The organism is Pseudomonas sp. NUPR-002, from assembly GCF_056322725.1.
Window position 1 is genome coordinate 2,837,160 of record NZ_CM150476.1, and the last position, 23,980, is coordinate 2,861,139.

The following is a 23,980-nucleotide window of genomic DNA, read 5'->3' on the forward strand; positions in this document are numbered from 1 at the left end:
CTCACTGACTCAGTGGGGCCTTGGCCGTGCCGTCGGTCGGCTGACGCAGACGCCGCCACAGCGTGGTGCGGCTGACGCCGAGACGACGCGCGGCTTCATTCAAGTCGCCCTGACAATGACTGACCACCTGACGTGCGTGCGCCTGCTCGGCGGCTTTGCCGTGCTGGCGCAAGTGAGCTGCCTCGGCGGCGGGTTCGGCTTCGGGCGCTGTTGAGTGTGCGAACAGCTCAGGGAACAGCACGCTTAAGCTGACGTTGGCATCGTTGCCCTGCAATTGCTCGGCGCACACGGCGGCACGCTCGACAATGTTTTCCAGTTCTCGAATGTTGCCCGGCCAGTTGTGGCGTTGCAGGTAAGGCATCAAGGGCTGCAGTACCTGTAGCTTCGATGGGCTAACGCCTGCCTGGCGCGCAAGCAAGGCGTTGGCCAGCAGCGCGACGTCTTGCGGCCGTTCACGCAGCGGCGGCACCAGCAGGCGCAGGATATTCAGGCGGTAATACAGGTCCTGGCGAAAGTCGCCTTGTTCGATGCGCCTTTGCAGGTCGCAGTGGGTGGCGGCGATCACCCGGATGTCCACTGGCGTCGGTTCGCTGGCGCCCAGGCGCAGCACTTCACGCTCTTGCAGCACCCGCAGCAAGCGGGTTTGCAGGGACACCGGCATATCGCCGATTTCATCGAGAAACAGCGTGCCGCTGTGGGCGCTTTCAATCAGGCCGACCCGGCCCCCTTTGCGTGAACCGGTGAACGCGCCTTCTTCATAGCCAAACAGTTCGCTTTCCAGCAGCGAGGCGGGGAAGGCTGCGCAGTTGATGGCGACGAAGGGGGCATGTTGGCGATTGCTGGCGTTGTGAATGCTCTGCGCCAGCAGTTCTTTGCCGGTACCGCTTTCACCGGTGATCAACACGGTCGAGTCGGTTTGCGCATAGCTTTGGGCCAGGCGCACGGTGGCGCGAAACGCCGGGGCCTGGCCAAGGATCTGCTCGAAGCGATAGCGTGCGATGAACTGCCGGGGCCGCGCCTGGATGCGGATGCGTCGCTCGTTGCGTTGAATGACATTGGTTTCCTGACAGGTAATCACCAGCCCGTCGGCCACACCGTCTTCAACGATCGCGGTGACGCTGGCCGCCAGGGTTTTGCCGCCGATACTCAGCAGTTGACTGTCGTCGTGCTCGCCACGCTGCTGCAAGGCGGCCAGTGGCAACGCCGGCATGACCACGCTGATCGGTTGGCCCAACGCCCAGTCGGCGCTGACCTCAAGCAGCGCCGCCATGCGCGGGTTGATCGACTGCACCAGCGCGTTGCCGTCCAGGGCAATCACGCCATCGGAAAGGTTGCGCAGTACGGCGCTCAGGCGTTGTTGCTGCAGCAGGCTTTGCGCGCGGCTGCGGCACAGCGACAGGGCATTGTCGAGGGTGCGGCGGATGCTGTCGCTGTTGAGTGCCAGCAGGCCCTGAACCCCGGCCTCAGTGGCCAGTTGCACGATGGTCGAGGAACCGACGATGACCTGGTAACCCTCGGCGGCCAGGCGCTGTACCTGCTGGCGCGCTTCGTTGAAGGAAGTGTAGGTGGCCTCGCGCACGGCCACGGTAAACAGCGAATGCAGCGCCGCCAGCTCCGGGTGGGCGTGACGAAAGCTCAGAATGCCGACCTTGGTGGCCTTGGATTTGGCCAGGTCGAGGGCGCGGACCAGGTCGAACTCGCCCATGTGAATCGACAGCACCGAGGTGCTGAGGTGCTGGCGCAAATAGTCAGCAGTGGCACCGGAGCAGATGAGCATGTCGGCGCGTTGCTGCTGTTCCAGGGCCCGGGCGGTGTCCAGCAACTGGGCCAGGGGGGTATCGACAATCTCGATGTGTGCACGGTTGGCGTAGTCGCCGGCCACCTGTTCGATAAGGCGCGCCATCGGGCTGGGGCCGTGGCTGGGGCGGCGGTGGCTGAGCAGGGCGATGATTCTTGGGCGGTAGGATGTTTCAGGCATGTGGGGGGGCCCTCGGGTGGGGATTTCGCGGCGCAAGGCCGCTCCTACGGTCTTGCGCTGCGAAAGAGCCCGGGGTTATAGCGGGTTGACCAGATGGCCGCCGTCCACGGACAGGATGCTGCCGGTCATGAACGCACCGGCTTCGCTGGCCAGTAGCAGCAGAGGGCCATTGAGTTCATCCAGTTGGCCGAGGCGGCGCATCGGTACCCGGTCGCGGATGTAGCCCTGACCGGCGTCACTGTCGAAGTAGTCGTTGTTCATCTCGGTCTTGAAGTAGCCAGGGGCAATCGCGTTGACCCGGATACGGTGGCGGGCCAGTTCCAGGGCCATGGCCTTGGTCAATTGCACCACGCCAGCCTTGGCCGTGCAGTAGTGGCTCAGGCCCTGGCCGACGCGCAGGCCGAGGATCGAGGCGATGTTGATGATGCTGCCGCCGCGCCCGGCCTTGATCAGACGCTGGCTGGCGCACTGGGCAACGCGGAACACGCCGTCAAGGTTGGTCGAGAGCATGCGCTGCCAGTCGTCCTCGGACAGTTCGGTGAAGCGGCCGGGGTCGCCAATCCCGGCGTTGTTGATCACCACATCAATGGTGCCAAAGCGTTCCTCGGCCAGGTCGAAGGCCTGCTCGACGCTGTCGCGCCGGGTAACGTCCAGGGCAACCGCGAGGGTTTCGCCGCCTTGTTGCAGGCTTGCGAGCAGTTGCTGCAGGCGATCGACGCGGCGTGCAGCAACCACAACGTTGGCGCCCGCCTGATGGGCAACCGCAGCGAAATGCGCACCGAGGCCGCTGGAGGCGCCGGTGACCAGCACGGTCTTGCCGGCCAGTGAAAAGGTCGTGTCGAGCATTGTGCTTATCTTCCTCTCAGAGCACTTCAAACAGGCCGGCAGCACCCATGCCACCGCCGACGCACATGGTCACCACCACGTATTTCACCCCACGTCGTTTGCCTTCGAGCAGGGCATGGCCAACCATCCGCGCGCCGCTCATGCCGTACGGATGGCCGATGGCGATGGCGCCGCCGTTGACGTTAAGGCGCTCAGGGTCGATGCCCAGCGTCTGCTGGCAGTACAACACCTGGCAGGCGAAGGCTTCGTTGAGTTCCCACAAGCCAATATCGTCAACCTTGAGGCCGTGTTGCCGGAGCAGCTTGGGCACCGCCAGCACCGGGCCAATGCCCATTTCTTCCGGCGCTAGGCCTGCCACGGCGATACCGCGGTACAGGCCCAGCGGCGCAAGATTGCGCTGCTCGGCCAGGCGCGCGTCCATCAGTACGCAGGCACTGGCACCGTCCGACAGCTGGCTGGCGTTACCGGCGGTGATGCAGCCGCCTTCAACGACCGGTTTGAGGCCTGCCAGGTCTTGCAGCTGGGTCTGCGGGCGGTTGCCCTCGTCCTGGCTCAGGGTGACTTGCTCCAGGCGTTCTTCGCCAGTGGCTTTATCGATGATTTTCTTGATTGCCGTGACCGGTACGATCTCGTCCGCGAACAGCCCGGCCTGCTGCGCCGCCGCCGTGCGTTGCTGCGAGGTCAGGGCATAGGCGTCCTGCGCTTCACGGCTGATGGCGTAGCGGCGGGCGACAATTTCGGCGGTTTGCAACATTGGCATGTAGGCGTGGGCGGCGTTGAGTTCGACCTGTTCGTCGCGCTCGGCCATGGCCCAGTCCATGTTGCGCGCCTGCACCAGGCTGATGTGTTCCTGGCCGGCACCGATGGTCACCTGCATGCCGTCGACCATGATCTGTTTCGCCGCTGTGGCGATGGCCATCAGGCCTGAGGCGCATTGGCGGTCGAGGGTCTGGCCGCTGACGCTGTAGGGCAGGCCGCTGGCCAGCGCCGCCATGCGTCCGAGGTTCCAGCCAGCGGTGCCGGCAGGCATGGCGGTGCCGATGATCAGGTCGTCGATTTCAGCGGCTTCGATCCCGGCGCGGGCCACTGCGGCACGAATCGCATGGCTGGCCATGCTCGGCGCTTTGAGGTTATTGAAAGCACCACGGAAGGCTTTGGCGATCGGGGTGCGTGCGGTGGAAAGAATCACGGCGTCTTGCATGATCTGCTCCTGTGTTCAGCGTTGGGCGATAAGGGTGTGCTGCTGGGCTACCAGGCGTTCGAGCAACGGCGCTGGCTGCAACCACATCTGGCCATAAGCCCCGAGGGTTTGACGGTAGTGCACAATGCCCGCCAGCACCCGCTCCAGGCCCAGTTGCTCGGCATAGTGCAGCGGGCCACCGCGCCAGGCCGGGAAGCCGTAGCCGTTGGTCCATACCAAGTCGACATCGCCGCTGCGCAAGGCAATGCCCTCATCCAGCAACTGCACGCCTTCGTTGATCAACATGAACAGGCAGCGGTCATGGATCTCTTCGTTGCTGATCGGCCGCCGGGTAATGCCCAGCTCGGCAGCAAGACGCTCGGCAATCTGCACCACTTCCGGATCGTCCAGACGCTCGCGGCCTTCGTAGCGGTAAAAGCCGCGGCCGCTTTTCTGGCCATGCCGATCAAGGCTGCACAGTTCGTCGGCGAGGCGGAAGTAGCTGGGGTCATGGGCGATGTGCTCACGTCGTGCCTGGCGCACCTGATAACCGATATCGATCCCGGCCAGGTCGTACATGGCAAATACGCCCATGGCCAGGCCCAGGCCGGTCAGTACCGCGTCAACCTGGGCGGGCGTGGCGCCTTCAAGTACCAGGCGATGGGCTTCGCGGGCATAAGGTTCGAGCATGCGGTTGCCGATAAAGCCGAAGCACACGCCAGACACCACCGGTAATTTGTCGATGCGTTTGGCGATGTTCAAGGTGGTTGCCAGTACGTCTGCCGCCGTGGCGCTGCCGCGTACTACTTCGAGCAGGCGCATGATATTGGCCGGGCTGAAGAAGTGCAGCCCCACCACGTCCTGCGGGCGGCGGGTAACGGCGGCGATCTGATCGACGTCCAGCGTCGAGGTGTTGCTGGCAAGGATGGCGCCGGGTTTGCACACTTCATCGAGGGTGCGGAACACCTGTTGCTTGACGCTGAGGTTTTCGAACACCGCCTCGATCACCAGATCCGCCTCAGCCAGATCGGCATATTCCAGGGTGCCGTGCAGCAGGGCCATGCGCTGTTCCAGTTGCGTCTGGCTGATCTTGCCGCGCTGGCGGCTGCTTTCGTAGTTTTTGCGGATCTGCGCCAGGCCGCGGTCCAAGGCCTGCGACGACTGCTCCAGCAGGGTCACGGCAATGCCGGCATTGACGAAGTTCATGGCAATCCCGCCGCCCATGGTCCCGGCGCCGACCACCGCCACCTGGCGGATGTTGCGCAGCGGTGTGCTGCGGTCGATGCCGGGAATTTTCAGCGCCTCGTTTTTGGCGAAGAACTGGTGACGCAGGGCTCGCGCCTGAGGGCTTTCCAGCGCCTGACGAAACAGCGCCTGTTCTTGCGCCAAGCCTTCTGGCAAGTCGAGTTCGCAGGCCGCTCGCACAGCCTCCAGGACCCATTGCGGCGCCGTTTGCCCTGGCTTGCGGGCCTGCAGGTGCGCGTGCTGCTGGTGGAAAAAGTCTGGCGATGGCGCCGGTAGCGCTGCGTTGCCGTTGGTCCTCACCGGTGCATGGGCCGCAACGCTGTCTGCCAATAGCTCGCGCGCGTAGCGGCAGGCGCTGCTCAGCAGTGCTTCACGCTGTTCCACCAGGCAGTCGATCAGCCCCAGTTCATGGCCACGTTGGGCACTGATCGGCTGGCCGCTGAGCATCATCTCCAGCGCCGCCGCCACGCCGATCACCCGTGGCAAGCGCTGCGTGCCGCCGGCACCGGGGATGACCCCAAGAGTAACCTCCGGCAGACCCAGGCGTGCGCTGGCCACGGCCACCCGGTGGCTGCACACCAGCGCCAGTTCCAGGCCGCCGCCCAGGGCCACGCCATCGATGGCGGCAATCAGCGGTTTGTCGATGTGTGCCAGCGTCGGCAGCAGCTCGGGCAGGGCCGGTGCCTGCCAGGTCAGCGGGCTGCCGAACTCGCTGATGTCGGCGCCGGCGCTGAACGGCAGGTCGAGGCCATAGAGGACAATGGCGCGCACCTGCGGATCGTTGGCGGCAGTGCGGCAGGCCTCGGCCAGGGCCTGGCGCAGCGCGTGGCCCAGGGCATTGACGGGGGCGCTGGCGAGGCCGATCAGGGCCAGCTCCTGGTCACGGTGATAGTCGATCAACTGTGGCATGGGGTACCTCGAATCAATAGGGTGACGGGCAAGTGTCAGCGGGCAAAGGCGCTGTCGCTGATGTTCATCAGGTTGGCGCTGCCGCTTTCGATCAGCGTGCGGTGCAGTGAAGCCCTGGGCAGCAGGCGTTGCAGGTAGAAACGTGCGGTTTCACCCTTGCCTTGATAGAACCCGTGTTCATCGCTACCACTGGCCAGGGCCTGTTCGGCGATACAGGCGGCGCGCAGCCAGTAGTAGCCCAGCACCACGTAGCCGCTGAGCATCAGATAATCAAAGGCGCTGGCGCCCACCAGGTTGGCGTCGTCGTGGTGACGCGCCTGCAGCTCGGCGCTGACCTGGCGCCAGGACTCGACCTGAATGAGCAGGGGTTGCGCCAGGTCTTGTGGCACGCCGGCGGCACTGGCGAAGTGCTGGATTTCATCGAGCAGTTGCGTCAGGGCCTGGCCGTTGTCGGCGAATACTTTGCGGGTCAGCAGGTCGATGCCCTGAATGGCGTTGGTGCCTTCGTAGATCGTGGTAATCCGCACGTCGCGTGCAATCTGCTCCATCCCCGACTCGTGGATGTAGCCGTGCCCGCCGAATACCTGAATGCCCAGCTGCGCAGCCTCGTTACCGGCTTCGCTGAGAAAGCCCTTGGCAATCGGTGTCAGCAGCGCCAGGCGCCGGGCGGCGGCGCCTTGCTCAGCCGCTGTCGCGCCATGGTGCAGGCGGTCGACGTCTTGCGCGCAGGCGTAGGTGAGCATGCGGCCACCTTCGGCAAAGGCTTTCTGGGTGAGCAACATACGCCGCACATCGGGGTGGCCGATGATCGGGTCAGCGGCCTGCTCAGGCTGCAGACGCGGGTTGGCGCGCATCTGCAGGCGTTCACGGGCATAGCGCACGGCGCCCTGGAAGGCCGACTCGGCGTGGGCCTGGGCTTGCTGGGCAACGGCCAGGCGCGATTCATTGATAAAGGTAAACATGGCGTTGATGCCGCGGTTCGCCTCACCGAGCAGGTGACCACAGGCCTCGTCGAAGTTGAGCACACAGGTGGCGTTACCGTGCAGGCCCATTTTCGCTTCAATGGCACCGCAGCTGACACCGTTGGCTGCGCCCGGTTGGCCCTGGGCGCTGAGCTGGCGCTTGCTCACGGCAAACAGGGAAATGCCTTTGATACCGGGCGCGGCCCCGTCGATGCGCGCCAGCACCAGGTGCACGATGTTTTCGGCCAGGTCGTGTTCACCGGCAGAAATGAACATCTTGCTGCCGCTGATCCGGTAGCTGCCATCGGCCTGGGGCACGGCGCGGGTGCGCAGCAAACCAAGGTCAGAGCCGCAGTGTGGTTCGGTCAGGCACATGGTGCCGGTCCAGCGTCCGGCGATCAGCGCAGGCAGTAAACGTTGCTTGAGTTCGTTATCGGCGTGGGCGCTGAGGGTGCTGATGGCGCCACTGGTGAGGTTGGCGTACATGCTCCAGGCATGGTTGGCACTGCAGAGCATTTCATGAATGACAAACCCCAGGGTCGGCGGCAGGCCTTGGCCACCGTAGGAGGGGTCTTTGTCCAGGCCCAACCAGCCGTTGTCGGCGAATTGGCTAAAGGCGGCGGCGAAGCCTGGCGGGGTCGTCACCTGACCGTCGTGCAGGCGGCAGCCCTGTACATCACCCACGGCGTTCAACGGTGCCAGTTGTTGCTCGGCAAACTTGGCGCCTTCTTCGGCAATGGCATCGAAGGTGCTGGGGTCGAGTGCTTCGCAATCGACCAGGTGCTGGTAGTGGCTGCCGAGGTCGAGCAGTTCATGGGCGACGAAGGCAATGTCGCGTAGTGGGGCCTGATAGGCGGGCATGCGGCGCTCCGGTGTGGATTGGCGATGCCCTGTTGTAGCAACTGGCGCGGTGGCCAGCGTCCACCCCGGGGTTGAATGGTGGGTGGAAACTACCTGGGGTGGAGGTGGAGGTCAGTCCAGCAGGCCAAGCGCCTGGGCCATGCGCCGGGCGCTGTCGCGATCGGCGACATCGAGCTTGCGGAACAGGTTGTTGATGTGGGTTTTGACGGTACTGAGGCTGATGAACAGCGTTTCGGCGATCTGTTGGTTGGTTTGCCCACGGGCCAAACGCTGGAGCACTGCCAGTTCACGTTTGGACAACGGCACGATCAGGGCAGGGTGGGTCTGCTCGTTGCTGGTCAGCCTGCGGCCGAACAGCTGCTGCAGCCGTTCGCGCGCGGGGGGCGGTTCAGTCAACTGCAGTTGTTCGCGGACCTGTGGCAGCAACAGGTGCTGCAACGACTCCAGGGTGGCTTGCCCTTCGTAGTGCAACAGCTGGCCAAAACCGTGGCGGCTGGCCAGTTGCAAAGCCTGCTCCAGGCACAGGAGTGCCGCGTCGCGGGCATTGCGGTCCTGTTCCAGCGCCGTTTCCAGCAGCAGCGTGTCGAGCAGCAAGCGCTGATTGGCTTGGGCTTGCGCCTGTTCTTTGAGGTTGGCGTGAATCTGCCAGGCTTTGCGATGTTGGCCCAGATGGCGCTGCACCCAGGCGTAGGCCAGCCATTCTTCCGGCAGCAAGTGCTCGCCGTAGCGGGCGAAGCAGCTGTGCCACTCATCCAGCCAGGCGAGCAGAAAGGCCTGGTCATCCTCACGCACGGCCAGCCGTGCGCGCCAGGCGCTGGCCAGGCGGTACAGCAGAAACAGGCTGTACTGGCGGGTCATGCGCCTGACCTCATCCCAACGTGCCTTGGCCAACTGCGTATCACCCTGGGCCCAGTACAGGCAGGCCTGATGGTGGAACACCCGCGCCAGTGCCGCGCAATGGGGAAAGCCCAGGGCCAGAGTTTCGGCCTGGTTCAGGCACTGGCGTGCCTGCGCCAGTTGATTGCCTTGCAGCAACACCAGACCTTGGCCCAGGTGATGGAACAGGCTGTAGAAAATCCCCGAGCTGCTGTTCTGGTGCTCGTTGGCCATGTTCACAAAGCGTTGCCAGGCCTGTTCGCCCTTGCCTTGGGCCAGTTCGATCTGGCCTAGCAGCAGTTGCAGCAGATGGGTGTAGCCACTCAAGCCAAACGCTTGTAACTCGCTCAAGGCCTGTTGACCCTCGGCTTCAGCCTCATTCAGGCAGCCCAGGGCGTATAGGCAACTGGCCCGGTCAAAATGCAACACCGAACGCGCTGCGTTGGCTTCAGGTACTTGCTGCAGGGCACGATCGGCGATACGCAGGCTGTGCATCAGGTTGCCACCCAGGCAGGCCAGACGGGTGCGCAAAAACGCCAGGGTTTGCTGCACCCGCTGCGGATGACGCGCTGGCGCCCGTTGGCGCAGCAGGCCTTGCAGACGCCGCAGGCACTGACGTGCATGAGCCACGTCATTGGTGACGATGACGATCGAGGCCTCGGTGGTGGCCAGGGTCAGGCTGTCGTTGCCGGTGTGTCCGGCCACGTCGGCGAGAAAGTCGACCAGGGTGTTGATCTTGCCTTCGCGCAGCAGCTCGAAGGCATGCCGCTCGACAATCGACTGCACCGCGTCAAAGTCCTTGGCGCGAACAAACTGGTGCAGCGCTTCGGTGACCTGACGCTGCGCCAGCAACCACTGCGCTGCCTGTTGATGTAACTGGCGTAGTTGCTGCGGATCGCGTTGTTCCAGACGCTGGTAAAGGCTACTACGCAGCACCGGGTGATAGCGGAACTCACGGTGCTCACCGGCGCGGGTCTCGATGAACAGGTCCAGGCGTTGCAACTGCCGGACCTGCTCGCGCACATTGGGGCTGCCACTAAGCTCGTGGGCCAACTCAAGGTCGAAGGCAGGCACCACCGAAGTCCGCTCCAGCAGGCGCAGCAGCTCGGGCTTGAGCTGGCGCAGACGCTCTTCCTCAAGGAACTGACGGGCATGGACAAGGGACTGCAGGGTAATCGCGCGCAAGTCGCTGGGGGCCTGCCCGCTGGCGGTGGCCTGGCTATAGGCGTTGAGCCACAACAACACGCCGCTGATCCAGCCTTCGCTGCCAGCACGCAACTGGTAAATCGCATCGGCGCTCAGTTGTACAGTGCGGCGGGCGGCCAGTTGCCGGGTTTCTTCGCTGTCCAGCGCCAGCTCGTGAGCGCTGATCTGCAGCAGTCTGGCATCACGGCGCAGGTGAGCCAAGGCTAATCGCGGAGGGCCTTCGCTGGCGGCCAGCAAGCGCAGATTGGCCAGCGGATACAGCAGCAGTTGCTCAAGGTACTGGCAGGCTTGGGGCGCGTGCAGCAGGTGCAGGTCGTCCAGCAGCAGGGTCAGCGGTTCAGGCAGGCGTTCCAGGTACTGCTGAATGTCGCGCCACAGGCGCTGCGCGTCGATTGGCGCGGTGCTTGCGGGCATGCCCAGCGCCGCCTGCAGGTGCAGCAGCAGGCTGAGCGGCTGATTGTCAGCGGCGCTTAGGCGCAGCCAGGCGCTGGTTGCGGCCTGGCGGCGGGCGAACTGGCTGAGCAGGATACTTTTGCCATAGCCCACGGGAGCCTGAAGCAGGACGAAGCAGCCGCCATCAACCGCCTGAGTCAAACGCTCGATCAGGCGCTCGCGAGTCAGGGCCCGGGCAGGTTCAGCGGGCATGCGCAGTTGGTTGGGCTGAAGCACGGGCAGGGCCATCACATTGTGGTTCCTTGCAGGCAAACAGGGGCTGTGGCGTGAGCTCGGTCGAGCGCGCTCATCCTAGCCGAGAGCGGCGTCACGATGGAAACTTCTGCGTAGCGCAGTGGCGGTTCAGGCTTGAAATCGGGCGTTCATACCTGCAATGCAAGGCTTCAAAACTGCAACAAGGAGCGCGTGTTGAAACGCCAAGGTCTTCGTGAATCGTGTGTAAGTGATTGTTAATAAAGACTTAAGTTAAAAATTTCAGTGCGTGGCATCGATCTTGCTCCCGAGCCTGACAGCAATCAATCGGCGAGATCGAGTCCACTATGCCAAGTAGCAATTCCTTGCGGCGTGACAACGCCCGAATCGACATCGCAGAGGCCCACGAGGCGCTGGCCGTGTACTTCAGCGCCCAGCTTGATGGCCAGCCGGTGGTTATTGAACGCAGTGAGCGGCTGTCTGGGGGCGCCATCCAGGAAAACTGGCTGCTGCAGGCGCGGGTGCATGACGGCCAGCAAGCCAGTCGCCAGCGCTGGGTGTTGCGTACCGATGCCGCCTCGGCAGTGGCGGCAAGCATGAGCCGTGAGCAGGAGTTCGCAGTGCTGCGCCGCGTTCATCAGGCCGGGGTCAAGGTGCCCGCGCCGTTGTGGCTGTGTCAGGACCTGCAGGTGATCGGCCGGGTGTTTTTCGTCATGCAGGCCTTGGAGGGGAGTGCCAGTGGCTTTGCCCTGAGCACTGCTGCGTTTACCGACGAGCAGCGCCGTGGGCTGTGCCACACACTGGGTGCCAACCTGGCCCGTCTGCATCAAATCACCCCGCCACAGGCGGGGCTTGAGTTTTTGCCCGCGCCCGTGGCAGACCCGGTGCAGAGCAGCATCGAGCACTATCGTGGCTTTCTCGACACCTTGCCTGAGCGCCACCCGGTGCTGGAGTGGGGCTTGCGCTGGTGCGAGCTGAACAAGCCCGACGCCCTGGCGCCTTGCCTGATCCATCGCGACTACCGCACCGGTAACTACCTGGTAGACGACGGTGCCCTGACCGGCGTGCTGGACTGGGAGTTCGCCGGCTGGGGCGATCCGCGCGAAGACCTGGGCTGGTTTTCGGCGCGTTGTTGGCGCTTCGCCCGCGCAGACCTTGCCGCCGGTGGCATCGGCGCGCTGGACGACTTCCTTGCCGGCTACCGCAGCGTCAGCGCGCTGGAACTGAGCGCTGCGGCGTTGCGTTTCTGGCAAGTGCTGGCCCACCTGCGCTGGGCGGTGATTGCCCTGCAGCAGCATCAGCGCCACCGCTCGGGTCAGCAGCGCTCGCTGGAGCTGGTGCTGACCGGGCGCCTGGTGCCCACCCTGGAACACGAGATTCTGGCCCTGACCGGAGGGATGAGCGCATGAGTACGTCTGATACGTGTGATCTGCTGGCCTGTGCCCGTGAGCTGCTGCTGTCGCAGCTGCTGCCGGTACTGCCACCACAGCAACACTACGACGCGCGGATGATCGCCAACGCACTGGCGATTGCCGGGCGCGACATTGAACGTTCGCAGGCTTGTGCCGAGGCGCACAGCAATGCCTTGAATGCCGTACTGGCCCTGCAAGGGCTGCCACCAGTGCCACTGGCGCAGGCGCAAGCACTGATCACTGAGCAGATCCGCAGTGGCGTATATGACGCCAGTTGCGCGGCGCAGCATGGCCTGTTGCAGGCGCTGCAGATCAGTACGGCCGAGCGTCTGAAAATCAACAACCCCAAGGTACTGCGCGATGAATGACAGCCCTGCGAACGGCGTGCGCCGCCGTCGTTGCTACCTGGTTCGTCATGGGCATGTGAGCTATTTCGACGCGAATGGGCGGCCGCTGGATCCGCGCAACGTCCCACTGTCGAGCAAGGGGATTGCGCAAGCGCAGGCGTTGGCCCAGGCGCTGCGCGAGGTGCCGTTCGACCGCGCCCTGTGCTCGGACTACCCGCGAGCCCGGCAGACCCTGGACCAACTGCTGGTCGGGCGTCCCCAGCCGGTGCAGATGCTCAGCGACTTGCGCGAGATTCGCGCTGGCCGCCTGCGTGATATCCCAGAACCTGCGCTGCAGCAGGAAGTCACCGAGGCCTATGCGCTGGCCGCCGGGGAGGGCGCGGCATTTCTGCGCGGTGAAGGCTGGCAGGCGTTTCAGGCCCGCATCCTGGCGCAGTTCAACGCACTGCTGGCAGACCCCGACTGGAGCAGCGCCTTGATCGTCAGCCACGACGCGGTCAACCGCATCCTCCTGGCCTGGGCCAGCGGTGCCGGCTTGCACGGGCTTGCAGCGTTCGAACAGGACCATGCCTGCCTCAATGTGCTGGATATCGACATGCACGGCCCGCGTGTGCTGCGTGCGCTGATCCGCACGCAGAACTTCACGCCCTATGACCCCGCCAAGATTGCCATCGAGCAGACCGTCATGGAGCACCTCTACAGCGCCATCGACCCACGTCGCCTGCACGCCTGACTGCGGCCCATAACCCAAGGAATATGACCATGAATTTTCAACTCCCTGCCGAACTGCTGGCCCTGCAAGCCAAGGTTCGCCGTTTTGTCACCGAAGAAATCGTGCCGATGGAGCGCGACCCGCGGCAAACCCCGCACGGCCCCAACGCTGAGTTGCGCCAGGCCCTGGTAGAGAAAGCCCGCGCCCACGGCCTGTTGACCCCGCACGCTTCAAAAGAGCTGGGCGGCTTGGGGCTGAGCCACCTTGAAAAAGCCGTCATTTTTGAAGAGGCCGCGTATTCGCCGCTGGGGCCGATCGCCCTGAACATCCATGCGCCGGACGAAGGCAATATCCACCTGCTGGAACTGGTGGCCACGCCTGAGCAGAAGCAGCGTTGGTTGCTGCCCATGGTTCAGGGTCACATTCGCTCCTGCTTCGCCATGACCGAGCCGAGCCCCGGCGCTGGCTCCGACCCATCGATGCTCAGCACCACCGCGGTTCGCGATGGCGACGACTACCTGATCAATGGCCACAAGTGGTTTATCACCGGCGCCGAGGGCGCCAGCGTTGCGATCATCATGGCGCGCATGGAAGACGGCAGTGCAACCCTGTTCCTGACCGACACCGACCAGCCCGGCTTCATCCTCGAACGCATGATGGATTCGCTCGACAGCTGCTTTGCCGGCGGCCATGCAGTGCTGCGTCTGGAGAATCTGCGGGTACCGGCAAGCAACGTGCTGGGGGAGGTGGGCAAGGGCTTTCGTTATGCGCAACTGCGCCTGGCACCGGCGCGCCTGACACACTGCATGCGCTGGCTTGGCCAGGCCCGCCGCGCCCACGAGGTGGCGTGCACCTACGCCAGCCAGCGCCAGTCGTTCGGCAAGGTACTGGGCGAACACCAGGGGGTAGGCTTCATGCTGGCCGACAACGAAATGGACCTGCACAGCACACGCCTGACCATCTGGCATTGCGCCTGGGTGCTGGATCAGGGTGAGCGCGGCAACGTCGAGTCGAGCATGGCCAAAGTGATCAGCTCCGAAAGCATCTGGCGGGTGATCGACCGTTGCGTGCAGGTGCTGGGCGGGCAGGGCGTTACCGGCGAGAGCATCGTTGAGCGGATCTTCCGCGATGCGCGCAGTTTTCGCATCTACGACGGCCCTAATGAGGTGCATCGCATGAGCCTGGCCAAGAAGGTATTGGCGCGTTTTGAGCAGAAAAATCAGCAATAACAAGACGTTGGGTGATATCAAGGCGCGCCGTTGCCACTCGCTACGGTGCGTTGATACCTCCTGAGTATAGTTGAATATTCAATTGATATTGGACGTAAATACGACAATGTGCAAAGCTCGGCAAGGCTAATAAAAACAACAGTCCGGGGCATCTATCGATGCTCGGACGCTTTGCCTTTGGAAGCTTGCCATGACACATGCTGCGATCGAACGCATTGACACCCTGATTGTCGATCTACCCACCATCCGCCCGCACAAGCTGGCCATGCATACCATGCAGGCGCAGACCCTGGTGATCATCAAGCTGCGCTGCGCCGATGGGGTGGAAGGCATCGGTGAGTCCACCACCATCGGTGGCCTGGCCTATGGCTACGAAAGCCCGGAAAGCATCAAACAGAACATCGACTCGCACCTGGCACCCGCCCTGATCGGCATGGACGCCAGCAACATCAACGCCGCCATGCTCAAGCTGGAGAAGATTGCCAAAGGCAATACCTTCGCCAAATCCGGCCTGGAAACCGCCTTGCTCGATGCCCAGGGCAAACGCCTGGGGTTGCCGGTCAGTGAGCTGCTTGGCGGTCGCGTCCGCGACAGCCTGGAAGTGGCCTGGACCCTGGCGTCTGGCGACACCGCGCGCGACATCGCCGAAGCCGAACAGATGCTAGAACAGCGCCGTCACCGCATCTTCAAACTGAAGATTGGTGCCAACCCGGTCGACGCTGACCTGGCCCATGTCATCGCCATCAAAAAAGCCTTGGGCAACCAGGCCAGCGTGCGCGTCGACGTTAACCAGTACTGGAACATTTCCCAGGCCGTGCGTGCCTGCCGGGTGCTTGGCGATAACGGCATCGACCTGATCGAACAGCCGATTTCGCGCAATAACCGCGCCGGGCAAGTGCACCTGAACCAGGTCAGCAGCGCGCCGATCATGGCCGACGAGTCGATCGAATGCGTTGAAGATGCGCTGAGCCTGGTGATCGACGGCGCTGCCAGCGTCTTCGCCTTGAAGATTGCCAAGAATGGCGGGCCGCGTGCGGTGTTGCGCACCGCGCAGATCGCCGAGGCCGCCGGTGTGGCCCTGTACGGCGGCACCATGCTTGAGGGCAGCGTCGGCACCCTGGCGTCGGCGCATGCCTTTATCACCCTGAATCAGCTGACCTGGGGCACCGAACTGTTCGGGCCGCTGCTGCTGACCGAAGAAATCGTCACCGAAGCGCCGGTGTATCGCGATTTCCACCTGCATGTACCCCGTACCCCTGGCTTGGGGCTGACGCTGGACGAAGCACGTCTGGCGCGTTTCGCTCGCCGTTGATAGAGGCAAACAGCATGCTTTTCCACGTGAAGATGACGGTAAAACTCCCCCTCGACATGCCTGCCGATACGGCCGCAGCGCTCAAGGCCGATGAAAAGGCCCTGGCGCAACGCCTGCAGCAAGAGGGCACCTGGCGCCACCTGTGGCGAATCGCCGGGCACTACGCAAACTACAGCGTGTTCGATGTGCCCAGTGTCGAAGCGCTGCATGACACCCTCATGCAACTGCCGCTGTTCCCCTACATGGACATTGAGATCGATGGGCTGTGTCGCCATCCGTCCTCGATCCATGCTGACGATCGCTGATCACATCCAACAACAATAATGTCAGGTGATAACTATGACCGTGAAAATTTCCCACACTGCTGATGTGCAGAACTTCTTCAAGGAAGTCGCCGGGATCGACAACGACCAAGGCAACCAGCGCTTCAAGCAGATCATCCTGCGTATTATTCAGGATGCTGCGCGGCTGATCGAAGACCTGGAAATCAGCGACGACGAGTTCTGGAAAGCCGTGGACTACCTCAACCGCATGGGCAGCAACCAGGAAGCCGGGCTGCTGGTGGCGGGGTTGGGTATCGAGCACTTCCTCGACCTGCTGCAAGACGCTAAAGATGCCCAGGCCGGGCTCAGCGGCGGTACCCCGCGGACCATTGAAGGGCCGCTGTATGTCGCCGGTGCACCGTTGTCCGAAGGCGAGGCACGCATGGATGACGGCAGCGACCCGGGTACTGCATTGTTCCTGCACGGGCGCGTCGTCGATGCCCAGGGTCATCCGATTGCCGGGGCCACGGTTGACGTCTGGCATGCCAGCACCAAGGGTACCTACTCCTACTTCGACGGTAGCCAGTCTGAATACAACCTGCGTCGACGCATCGTCACCGACGCAACGGGTAGCTATCGTGCGCGCAGCATTGTGCCTTGTGGTTATGGCTGCCCGCCCAGCGGCACCACGCAAGAAGTGCTGAACCAGCTGGGTCGCCATGGCCAGCGCCCGGCGCATATCCACTTCTTCATCTCTGCACCGGGCTACCGTCACCTGACCACGCAAATCAACTTCGAGGGTGATCAATACCTCTGGGACGACTTTGCTTACGCCACCCGTGATGGCCTGGTCGGGCGTTTGAACTTCATCGAGGATGCGCAGGCGGCGCAGGCCCGTGGGCTGGAGGTGGCGAACTTTGCCGATCTGGAATTCAGCTTCCAGCTGCAGGATGCCCAGGACGCGGCGGCCACCGAACGCAGCCAGCGCCCGCGTGCGTTGCAGGCACCGTTGTAGGCGCTGGCTGTCGGTGGGAGCGGGCTTGCCCCGCGATGGCGGTCTGTCTGACACACCACCGACCGGTGGGAGCGGGCTTGTCCCGCGATGGCGGTCTGTCTGTTACGCCGTCTCGCGGGGCAAGCCCGCTCCTACGCCAACGGTGAGAAAGCGGCGGGCAGATAGACCACTGAGTTCATTTCCTGCAGTTGCGGCGCGGAGTTCTCCGGCGGCCAAACACCGTCTTTGACTGCGCGCGTACGCACGTCCAGGCGTTGTTCAAGGCTGGCGTAGGGCCAGATGTGCAGGTAGCGGGGTACGCGGCCACTGGTTGCATAGAACGCGGCATACACCGCTGAGTACCCCTCTGCGGTACGCGCCCCCACGGCCTTTTGCCAGCCTTGCAGGGTCGGTTCCAGCCCCGACGGCACCAGGTTGTATTCGCGCAGTTCGTAGAACGGACCGTGCTTGCCGGCCGGCAGCGGCTGCACGAAGGGGAACCGGCAGTAGTCATCAATGTGCTGGTGCAGCAGGTACTCGCCGACGCCCAGGCCATCCGCCGCCAACAGCAGGCGCTGGCGTTCGGCATCGCGGATTTCGCTTGAGGCAAAGCTGCGCAGTATCGCAATGGTGTTCTGCGGGCCGATCTCGGACACCCAGCAGCCGACCAATTCGACGCCTTCAAGCGCCTGCCCCAAGGCTGTCTGTAGTTTGGGCAAAGCCTGTGCCGGGGTGCGAACGCGCAGGGTCAGGCGGATCAACTCGTACAGTTGATGGCTCATGGGTCATTCCTCTTGGAGTGCGAGTGTAGGGAGCGTGATCTTGGTGCGCTGTTACAGCGGTGCAATCATCGCTGGAGTGTGAATGGTTTGCTAGTAAATACGTGAAATAAAGCGTGAATAATCATCTATTCACGGGTCGGAGTTTTTAACCGTTTCGCCAGATTCTATGGATTTAAGTCAGTAAAAACAGTGACTTATATCTGATTATCAACAGCCTGTGGCGTTTTAAGTGACCAGATAAATGGCATTTTCAAGCGTGAATAATCCATTGACTATTCACGTAAATAAATGCACATTGACGCCACGGCACAAAAACAAAAAAGGTACTCGATCATGCCGACTCATCCCGCTTGTCCCTCCCTGTCTGACGTCTTTGTACAGGCGTCAGCATCCGCAGCACCGTCCCGCGGTCATGCTGCTAGCGCGAGGAATTGTTCTCTCGCCTGCCCATTGCTCATTGCCCTTAAACCGTGACTGAAGACGGAGTTTCTCTATGAATCCGCTTAGCGTATCGGCCACCGCACCTGCGTCTGCGCTTGCTACTGGTCCTGCCTTTGAAGCGCTGCTTGACGGTGTTCGCGATCGTGCCCGCCTGGGTGAATTTGATCGTCAACGCCACATCTCCCGTGATGTGATCGATGCGTTCAAGGCGCAGGGTGTGTATCGCGCTCTGGTGCCGCGGCGTTTTGGTGGCAGCGAGTGCTCGCCAGCGCAGTTCTGCGAAATGATCGAGCGCATCTCCCATGCCGATGGCTCGGCCGGCTGGGTAGCCAGCTTTGGCATGAGCCCTGTGTACCTGGCAGCCTTGCCGCTGGAGACCATCGCGCAGGTCTACGCCAATGGCCCGGACGTGGTCTTTGCCGGCGGAATTTTCCCGCCGCAACCTGCCGAGGTGGTGCCCGGTGGTTTCAAGGTCAAAGGGCGCTGGAAGTATTCCAGCGGCTCGATGGGCGCCGACATTGTGGGCGTGGGCATTGCCCCGAAAAACGGTGACGCCTTTGACCTGCCACGTATTGCGGTGATGCCGCAGTCCAAGGTGCGCATCGACGAAACCTGGGAAACCGTTGGCCTGCTGGGCACCGGCAGCCATGACCTGGTGATCGACGATGTGGTGGTGCCGGAGCAGTGGACGTTCGTCCGCGGCGGCGCAAGCAACCTCGATGAGCCGTTCTTCCGCTATCCCTCGCTGTCGTTTGCCACCCAGGTGCTTTCGGTGGTCGGGCTGGGCGTGGCACGCGCTGCACTGGACGAGCTGGCGGGCATGGCCAGCGGCAGAATCTCGGTGACCGGGGCGCCTGCACTGGCTGACCGCCCGCTGGCGCAAGTCGATATCGCCAAGGCCGAAGCGGCGTTGCGCTCGGCGCGGGCTTTCTTCTACGAGGCGATTGATCAGGCCTGGGATCACGTGCTGGCCGGCAACCCGGTACCGGCAGCCACCACCAACTTGCTGCGTTTGTCTTCAACCCATGCCACCCGTGTCGCCGCCGATGTCGCGCGTACCGCGCAGATGCTCTCGGGCATGACCGGTGTGTACAACGAAAGCCCGCTGGCCCGCTGCGTCAATGACGCGCAGGTGGTGACGCAGCACGCGTTTATGGGCGACGTGACTTATCAGAATGCCGGGGCAATCTTCTTCGGCAAACAACCGCTTCCTGGCTATATCTAATTACCGAGGTTTTGTCATGAGTGAAAATAAAGCATTGCGCGTGCTGTTTTGCATGGGCATCAACCAGAACTTCTTCGATGCGCCACGTGAAGAGCAACTTCAAGTGTGGGCGGCATTCAGTGAAATGTGGAATGGCATACATGATCTGCCTGGCGTCGAAGTACTGGGCAACATGGATGACGACAAAAGCATGGTTGGCCCTTCCGACGGTTTTCCCTGGACCACGTACTTGCTGGCCGATGTGCCGAACATCGAAACCGTGCATGCCGCCTGCAACCTGTTTCGGGTAACTCCGGTGGGCGAGGGCACTTACAAACTGTGGCGCTACGCCAAAGTTGAAGCACGTGTGGGCCGCGAGCTGATTATTCAGCGTGCTTGATTGACGGCAACTTAGCCGGTTACTGCGCACTACTGCATTTAAAACAACAAGGTACCGCTGTTGCGATGGTCAATTGCAGCAGGTGGGCAACTGTTGCCGGTATTCAGGCCGGCAAGGAGATACCGTGAGTAATTTGATCCCCGCCGTAAACCTGGCGGTTGACCCTGCCGAGCTGGTGCAGGCTGACCGTGTTCACACCTCGCTGTACACCGATCCGGCATTGTTCGATGCCGAACTGGAAAAGATTTTCTACAGCACCTGGGTATGGGTCGCACACGAAAGCGAAGTGCCGGAAGCCGGTAACTACAAGACCACCTACGTCGGCAAGCAGCCGGTGATCGTGGTGCGTGATCGCAAGAAGAACATCAACGTGTTGCTCAACCGTTGCCGCCACCGCGGCGCTACGGTGTGCGAACACAAGAAAGGCAAAACCGCCAGTTTCGTCTGCCCGTATCACGGCTGGGGTTACGCCCTGGACGGTTCGCTGCGTGGAATTCCGCACCCGGAAAGCTACGCCGATTGCATCGACAAGTCTGAGCTGCCGCTGGTCAGCCTGCGCGTGGAAACCTACGCCGGCATGGTGTTTGCCACGTTCAAAGACGACATCGAACCGCTGAGCGACTTCCTCGGTGCGGCGAAAAAGTGGATCGACCTGTTCATGAAGCAGGGCGCGGGCTACGGCATCAAGGTGCCGGGCGAACACCGCTTCCGCTTCCCGGGCAACTGGAAGATCCAGCTGGAAAACACCACCGACGCCTACCACTTCCCGCTGGTGCACAAGAGCTTCTTGTCCTCGGTCGATGAGCAGACCCTGGAACTGTTCGATTTCGTCGAGGGGCCAGGCTACGTCGAAGACCTCGGCAACGGCCACAGCGTGATGGTGATGATCCCTGATCTGGTCGACCTGGAAGCCGATCTCGACAAGCCGATTCCAGAGCGCTTCGAGGCGCTGGCCGCCGAGCTGCGTGACGAAGGCATCGAAGAACAGCAGGTGCGCCGCATCGTGCGCGCCGTGGGTGGTTCGGGCTTCAACCTCAACCTGTTCCCCAACATTGCCTGCTCGATGGCGTTCTTCCGCGTGCTGCAGCCGATCTCGGTCAACGAAACCGAAATCCATCACTCGGTGATCACCATGGACGGCGGCCCGGCGGTCGCCAACCGTTACCGCCTGCGTCTGCATGAGCACTTCCAGGGCCCGATGGGTTTTGGCACCCCGGACGACTCCGAAGCCTGGGAGCGGGTGCAGAAGGGCGCCAATGCCGGTGAAGAGCTGTGGATCATGCTCAACCGCGGGCTGGCCGGTGAAAAGCGCAGTGAAGATGGCCTGGTGTCCGACGTGAGTGCCGAAACCGGCATGCGTGCGGCCTACCAGCAGTGGAAAAAGATGATGTCGGCTTGAGTGTGGAGAACCTTATGAACCTGCAATTGCTGCAAGAAGTCACCGCTTTCATCTGGCAGGAAGGCGACATGCTCGACCACGGCGAATACGACGCCTGGCTCAACCTGTGGACCGAGAAAGGGACCTACATCATCCCGATCAACACCAAGGAAACCGACTTCGAAAACACCCTGAACTACGCCTACGACGACCATCACATGCGCAAGCTGCGGGTCCAGCGTCTGATCGGCGGCGAGTCGATCTCCACCAGCCCGCAACCGCGCACCGTGCGGACGCTGTCGCGGTTTCGCGTGCTGGTCGATGACGGCATGAACCTGACCGTACGCTGCGCGCAGAACGTGCGCGAGTTCCGCAAGGAAAGCCTCAAGCACTACAGCGCCGACCTGACCTACACGTTGGTGCGCAGCGAAGGCAGTTTCAAGATCCAGCGCAAGCTGATTAGCCTGATCAACAGCGACGATACCCTCGCCGGTATCGGATACATCCTTTAAAGGAGCCGTGCGATGAACCACGTGGCATTGGTGACCGGCGCAGGGCAGGGCCTGGGTCAGACGTTTTGTGCGCAGTTGCTGGCAGCCGGCTATCAGGTGGTGGTCACTGACCGCAGCCTGGAGGCCGCACAAGCCTCGGCAAAAGCGCTCGATCCAACCGGCGAGCTGACCTTGGCCGTGCAACTGGATGTTGGCAACAAGGCGGATTTTGAACAGGCGTTGAGCCAAGTGCTGGCGCGTTTCGGCGCGCTGCATGTGGTGGTCAACAACGCGGCAGTCACCAAAACCACGCCGCTGATGCAGATCAGCCCCGAAGAATTCGACGCGGTGGTCGGCCTGAACCTGCGCAGCATCTTTCTTGGCTGCCAGGTGTTGGGCGCCTACCTGGCCGAGGCCGGTTACGGGCGGATCATCAACATGGCCTCGCTTGCCGGGCAGAACGGCGGCACTGCCACCGGGGCGCACTATGCAGCGAGCAAGGGCGCGATCCTGACCCTGACCAAGATTTTTGCCAAGGAGTTCGCCAGCCGCGGGGTGACGGTCAACGCCATCGCCCCGGGGCCGATCGATTCCCCGGCCGTACATGCCGCCGTACCCGCCGACAAACGCGATGCGCTGCGCACCAACATTCCGGTGCAACGCTTTGGCGATGCAGGTTTTCTCGGTGATCTGATCGTTCAGCTGGCGCGCCCAGAGGCCTACTTCACCACCGGGGCGACCTGGGATGTGAACGGCGGCCTGTTCATGCGCTGAGCTGACACTGGGCCGCTGCGGCGGCCCTCCTGACTACATGGGGCAATTGCCATGACTGAAGCACTTTTGAACGTAGTGGTGCGCAAGCGCGAACTGCAAGGGGACGGCGTCGTCGTTCTCGACCTGGCCAGCACCGATGGCTCGCCGCTGCCGGCGTTTGACGCCGGCGCGCATGTTGATATTCACCTGGCTCCCGGCCTGGTGCGGCAGTACTCGCTGTGCAGCAACCCCGGCGACGTCAGCACGTACCGCCTGGGCATTCTCAAGGACCCTGCGTCGCGCGGCGGCTCGCTGGCCGCGCATGAGTCCCTGAACGAGGGCCAACAGGTGCAGATCAGCGCACCGCGCAACCTGTTCCCGCTGGCCGAAAACGCACAGCGCACCTTGCTGTTGGGCGGTGGTATCGGCGTCACGCCGATGATCGCCATGGCCTACACCCTGCATCAGCGCGGTGAGCCTTTCGAGCTGCACTATTGCGGGCGTGCCCGTCAGCGCAGTGCATTTCTGGAGGAGCTGGGCAGCGCCCCGTTCGCTGCGCAGGTGGTCACCCACTTCGACGACGAAGCGGATGAGCAGAAACTCGACCTGCCTGCAGTGCTGGGGCGCGGTCAGGCGGGCGTGCACATGTACACCTGCGGCCCTTCCGGTTTTATGGACTGGGTGATCAACGGTGCGCGAGAGCAAGGCTACGCCGAAGACCATATCCATAAAGAGTATTTCCAGGTCGAGGTCGATGCCAGCGGCGCCAGCTTCGAAGTGGTCGCTGCGCGCAGTGGCAAAACCGTGGAAATCGCCGAGGGTCAGTCAATTCTCGATGCCCTGGCCAAGGTCGGTATCAAGATTGAAAAGTCCTGTGAACAAGGGGTGTGCGGCACGTGCCTGTGCGACGTCCTGGAAGGTGAGCCTGATCACCGTGATGTGTACCTGACCGACGAAGAAAAAGCCGGCAACGACCAGATTCTGGTGTGTTGCTCGCGTGCCAAGTCAAAAACGCTCGTGCTGGACATTTGAGGAGAACAAGCATGGTCGACGTATCCAGCTTCCGTAATGCAATGGCGCTGTTGGGTGGTGCGGTATCGGTCATCACCACCGATGGTGTTGCCGGTCGCTTTGGCTTCACCGCTTCGGCCGTGTGCAGCGTAACCGACTCGCCGCCCACGCTGTTGGTGTGCATGAACCGCGCGTCACAATCCAACGCGCAGTTTCAAGCCAACGCAGTGGTGTGTGTGAACGTCTTGACGGGCGCTCATCAGGAACAGTCGGGGGTTTTTGCCAACAAGGCGCTGAGTATGGACGAGCGTTTTGCATCTGCCTCATGGACCACGCTGGAAAGCGGTGCACCGGTGATGCTCGATGCGCTGGTGAACTTCGACTGCCGGATTGCCCAAGTGCATGAAGTGGGTTCGCACAGCATCTTTTACTGCGAAGTCCAGGCCATTCGCCATGGCGGCGCAGATGAGGGCCTGGTGTATTTCAACCGTGCCTACCATCGCCTTGGCCAAGCCTCCAAGGCCGTGTAGGAGCGGGCTTGCC

21 protein-coding genes are annotated in these 23,980 nt (G+C 62.7%); 14 read left to right on the forward strand and 7 right to left on the reverse strand.

Going from position 1 to position 23,980, the window contains the following annotated elements; genetic code table 11:
- Position 1: 1 nt before the first annotated feature.
- From prpR to ACVWSC_RS12900, 6 genes are all read right to left on the reverse strand, one after another.
- Positions 2-1,978: a propionate catabolism operon regulatory protein PrpR gene (prpR, locus tag ACVWSC_RS12875; protein WP_442114012.1), complete on the reverse strand. Its 1,977-nt coding sequence runs from the start codon at positions 1,976-1,978 to the stop codon at positions 2-4.
- A gap of 75 nt (positions 1,979-2,053) precedes the next feature.
- Entirely contained in the window at positions 2,054-2,824 is a 771-nt protein-coding gene (locus ACVWSC_RS12880; RefSeq protein ID WP_442114013.1) for an SDR family NAD(P)-dependent oxidoreductase, read from the reverse strand.
- 16 nt (positions 2,825-2,840) lie between these two features.
- On the reverse strand, positions 2,841-4,025 hold the full coding sequence (locus ACVWSC_RS12885; RefSeq protein ID WP_442114014.1) for an acetyl-CoA C-acyltransferase: 1,185 nt from the start codon (positions 4,023-4,025) through the stop codon (positions 2,841-2,843).
- 15 nt (positions 4,026-4,040) lie between these two features.
- Positions 4,041-6,158, reverse strand: a complete 2,118-nt coding sequence (locus tag ACVWSC_RS12890) for a 3-hydroxyacyl-CoA dehydrogenase NAD-binding domain-containing protein (protein WP_442114015.1) — start codon at positions 6,156-6,158, stop codon at positions 4,041-4,043.
- A gap of 35 nt (positions 6,159-6,193) precedes the next feature.
- Positions 6,194-7,981, reverse strand: coding sequence for an acyl-CoA dehydrogenase C-terminal domain-containing protein (locus ACVWSC_RS12895; protein WP_442114016.1), 1,788 nt, complete (start codon positions 7,979-7,981; stop codon positions 6,194-6,196).
- Positions 7,982-8,092: 111 nt separating this feature from the next.
- The gene (locus tag ACVWSC_RS12900) at positions 8,093-10,744 is read right to left on the reverse strand and encodes a LuxR C-terminal-related transcriptional regulator (protein WP_442114017.1); all 2,652 of its coding nucleotides are present in this window, start codon (positions 10,742-10,744) and stop codon (positions 8,093-8,095) included.
- A gap of 311 nt (positions 10,745-11,055) precedes the next feature.
- On the opposite strand from ACVWSC_RS12900, the gene ACVWSC_RS12905 reads away from it, so the two are divergent.
- The 7 genes from ACVWSC_RS12905 (at position 11,056) to catA (ending at position 16,998) form a co-directional block, all read left to right on the forward strand.
- Positions 11,056-12,117, forward strand: a complete 1,062-nt coding sequence (locus ACVWSC_RS12905; RefSeq protein ID WP_442114018.1) for a phosphotransferase family protein — start codon at positions 11,056-11,058, stop codon at positions 12,115-12,117.
- Complete coding sequence (locus tag ACVWSC_RS12910) at positions 12,114-12,488, forward strand: DUF6285 domain-containing protein (protein ID WP_442114019.1); 375 nt, start codon at positions 12,114-12,116, stop codon at positions 12,486-12,488. The genes ACVWSC_RS12905 and ACVWSC_RS12910 overlap by 4 nt, the downstream gene beginning before the upstream one ends.
- Entirely contained in the window at positions 12,481-13,200 is a 720-nt protein-coding gene (locus ACVWSC_RS12915) for a histidine phosphatase family protein (protein WP_442114020.1), read from the forward strand. The genes ACVWSC_RS12910 and ACVWSC_RS12915 overlap by 8 nt, the downstream gene beginning before the upstream one ends.
- Positions 13,201-13,229: 29 nt before the next feature.
- Entirely contained in the window at positions 13,230-14,408 is a 1,179-nt protein-coding gene (locus ACVWSC_RS12920; RefSeq protein WP_442114021.1) for an acyl-CoA dehydrogenase family protein, read from the forward strand.
- A 190-nt stretch (positions 14,409-14,598) separates the two neighbouring features.
- Positions 14,599-15,720, forward strand: a complete 1,122-nt coding sequence (locus tag ACVWSC_RS12925; protein WP_442114022.1) for a muconate cycloisomerase family protein — start codon at positions 14,599-14,601, stop codon at positions 15,718-15,720.
- Between the two features lie 14 nt (positions 15,721-15,734).
- Positions 15,735-16,025 (forward strand): muconolactone Delta-isomerase, encoded by a 291-nt coding sequence (gene catC, locus ACVWSC_RS12930; protein WP_442114023.1) that lies wholly within the window; start codon positions 15,735-15,737, stop codon positions 16,023-16,025.
- Positions 16,026-16,059: 34 nt separating this feature from the next.
- Positions 16,060-16,998: a catechol 1,2-dioxygenase gene (gene catA, locus ACVWSC_RS12935; protein ID WP_442114024.1), complete on the forward strand. Its 939-nt coding sequence runs from the start codon at positions 16,060-16,062 to the stop codon at positions 16,996-16,998.
- 131 nt (positions 16,999-17,129) lie between these two features.
- Here the strand turns inward: catA and ACVWSC_RS12940 are convergent, their stop codons facing one another.
- On the reverse strand, positions 17,130-17,759 hold the full coding sequence (locus ACVWSC_RS12940; RefSeq protein WP_442114025.1) for an NIPSNAP family protein: 630 nt from the start codon (positions 17,757-17,759) through the stop codon (positions 17,130-17,132).
- Positions 17,760-18,252: 493 nt separating this feature from the next.
- Between ACVWSC_RS12940 and iacA the strand changes: the two genes are divergently transcribed.
- The 7 genes from iacA (at position 18,253) to ACVWSC_RS12975 (ending at position 23,967) form a co-directional block, all read left to right on the forward strand.
- The gene (iacA, locus tag ACVWSC_RS12945; protein WP_442114026.1) at positions 18,253-19,425 is read left to right on the forward strand and encodes an indole-3-acetate monooxygenase; all 1,173 of its coding nucleotides are present in this window, start codon (positions 18,253-18,255) and stop codon (positions 19,423-19,425) included.
- Between the two features lie 16 nt (positions 19,426-19,441).
- Positions 19,442-19,804 (forward strand): IacB protein, encoded by a 363-nt coding sequence (locus tag ACVWSC_RS12950; protein ID WP_442114027.1) that lies wholly within the window; start codon positions 19,442-19,444, stop codon positions 19,802-19,804.
- A gap of 124 nt (positions 19,805-19,928) precedes the next feature.
- Complete coding sequence (locus tag ACVWSC_RS12955; protein ID WP_442114028.1) at positions 19,929-21,203, forward strand: aromatic ring-hydroxylating oxygenase subunit alpha; 1,275 nt, start codon at positions 19,929-19,931, stop codon at positions 21,201-21,203.
- A gap of 14 nt (positions 21,204-21,217) precedes the next feature.
- Positions 21,218-21,694 (forward strand): aromatic-ring-hydroxylating dioxygenase subunit beta, encoded by a 477-nt coding sequence (locus ACVWSC_RS12960; RefSeq protein ID WP_442114029.1) that lies wholly within the window; start codon positions 21,218-21,220, stop codon positions 21,692-21,694.
- Between the two features lie 12 nt (positions 21,695-21,706).
- A complete protein-coding gene (locus tag ACVWSC_RS12965; protein WP_442114030.1) occupies positions 21,707-22,447 on the forward strand; it encodes an SDR family NAD(P)-dependent oxidoreductase in 741 nt (246 codons plus the stop codon).
- A 51-nt stretch (positions 22,448-22,498) separates the two neighbouring features.
- A complete protein-coding gene (locus ACVWSC_RS12970) occupies positions 22,499-23,458 on the forward strand; it encodes a PDR/VanB family oxidoreductase (RefSeq protein ID WP_442114031.1) in 960 nt (319 codons plus the stop codon).
- Between the two features lie 11 nt (positions 23,459-23,469).
- Positions 23,470-23,967 (forward strand): flavin reductase, encoded by a 498-nt coding sequence (locus ACVWSC_RS12975; protein WP_442114032.1) that lies wholly within the window; start codon positions 23,470-23,472, stop codon positions 23,965-23,967.
- The last annotated feature ends 13 nt before the right edge of the window (positions 23,968-23,980 follow it).

What these genes read in the sequence shown, in the direction of transcription:
- ACVWSC_RS12910 (WP_442114019.1), top strand. Translation starts at nt 12,114, where the DNA reads ATGAGTACGTCTGATACGTGTGATCTGCTGGCCTGTGCCCGTGAGCTG.
- ACVWSC_RS12965 (WP_442114030.1), top strand. Translation starts at nt 21,707, where the DNA reads ATGAACCACGTGGCATTGGTGACCGGCGCAGGGCAGGGCCTGGGTCAG.
- catA (WP_442114024.1), top strand. Translation starts at nt 16,060, where the DNA reads ATGACCGTGAAAATTTCCCACACTGCTGATGTGCAGAACTTCTTCAAG.
- ACVWSC_RS12900 (WP_442114017.1), bottom strand. Translation starts at nt 10,744, where the DNA reads ATGGCCCTGCCCGTGCTTCAGCCCAACCAACTGCGCATGCCCGCTGAA.
- ACVWSC_RS12885 (WP_442114014.1), bottom strand. Translation starts at nt 4,025, where the DNA reads ATGCAAGACGCCGTGATTCTTTCCACCGCACGCACCCCGATCGCCAAA.
- ACVWSC_RS12975 (WP_442114032.1), top strand. Translation starts at nt 23,470, where the DNA reads ATGGTCGACGTATCCAGCTTCCGTAATGCAATGGCGCTGTTGGGTGGT.
- ACVWSC_RS12940 (WP_442114025.1), bottom strand. Translation starts at nt 17,759, where the DNA reads ATGAGCCATCAACTGTACGAGTTGATCCGCCTGACCCTGCGCGTTCGC.
- ACVWSC_RS12950 (WP_442114027.1), top strand. Translation starts at nt 19,442, where the DNA reads ATGAGTGAAAATAAAGCATTGCGCGTGCTGTTTTGCATGGGCATCAAC.
- ACVWSC_RS12895 (WP_442114016.1), bottom strand. Translation starts at nt 7,981, where the DNA reads ATGCCCGCCTATCAGGCCCCACTACGCGACATTGCCTTCGTCGCCCAT.
- iacA (WP_442114026.1), top strand. Translation starts at nt 18,253, where the DNA reads ATGAATCCGCTTAGCGTATCGGCCACCGCACCTGCGTCTGCGCTTGCT.
- catC (WP_442114023.1), top strand. Translation starts at nt 15,735, where the DNA reads ATGCTTTTCCACGTGAAGATGACGGTAAAACTCCCCCTCGACATGCCT.
- ACVWSC_RS12925 (WP_442114022.1), top strand. Translation starts at nt 14,599, where the DNA reads ATGACACATGCTGCGATCGAACGCATTGACACCCTGATTGTCGATCTA.
- prpR (WP_442114012.1), bottom strand. Translation starts at nt 1,978, where the DNA reads ATGCCTGAAACATCCTACCGCCCAAGAATCATCGCCCTGCTCAGCCAC.
- ACVWSC_RS12905 (WP_442114018.1), top strand. Translation starts at nt 11,056, where the DNA reads ATGCCAAGTAGCAATTCCTTGCGGCGTGACAACGCCCGAATCGACATC.
- ACVWSC_RS12920 (WP_442114021.1), top strand. Translation starts at nt 13,230, where the DNA reads ATGAATTTTCAACTCCCTGCCGAACTGCTGGCCCTGCAAGCCAAGGTT.
- ACVWSC_RS12960 (WP_442114029.1), top strand. Translation starts at nt 21,218, where the DNA reads ATGAACCTGCAATTGCTGCAAGAAGTCACCGCTTTCATCTGGCAGGAA.
- ACVWSC_RS12890 (WP_442114015.1), bottom strand. Translation starts at nt 6,158, where the DNA reads ATGCCACAGTTGATCGACTATCACCGTGACCAGGAGCTGGCCCTGATC.
- ACVWSC_RS12915 (WP_442114020.1), top strand. Translation starts at nt 12,481, where the DNA reads ATGAATGACAGCCCTGCGAACGGCGTGCGCCGCCGTCGTTGCTACCTG.
- ACVWSC_RS12970 (WP_442114031.1), top strand. Translation starts at nt 22,499, where the DNA reads ATGACTGAAGCACTTTTGAACGTAGTGGTGCGCAAGCGCGAACTGCAA.
- ACVWSC_RS12880 (WP_442114013.1), bottom strand. Translation starts at nt 2,824, where the DNA reads ATGCTCGACACGACCTTTTCACTGGCCGGCAAGACCGTGCTGGTCACC.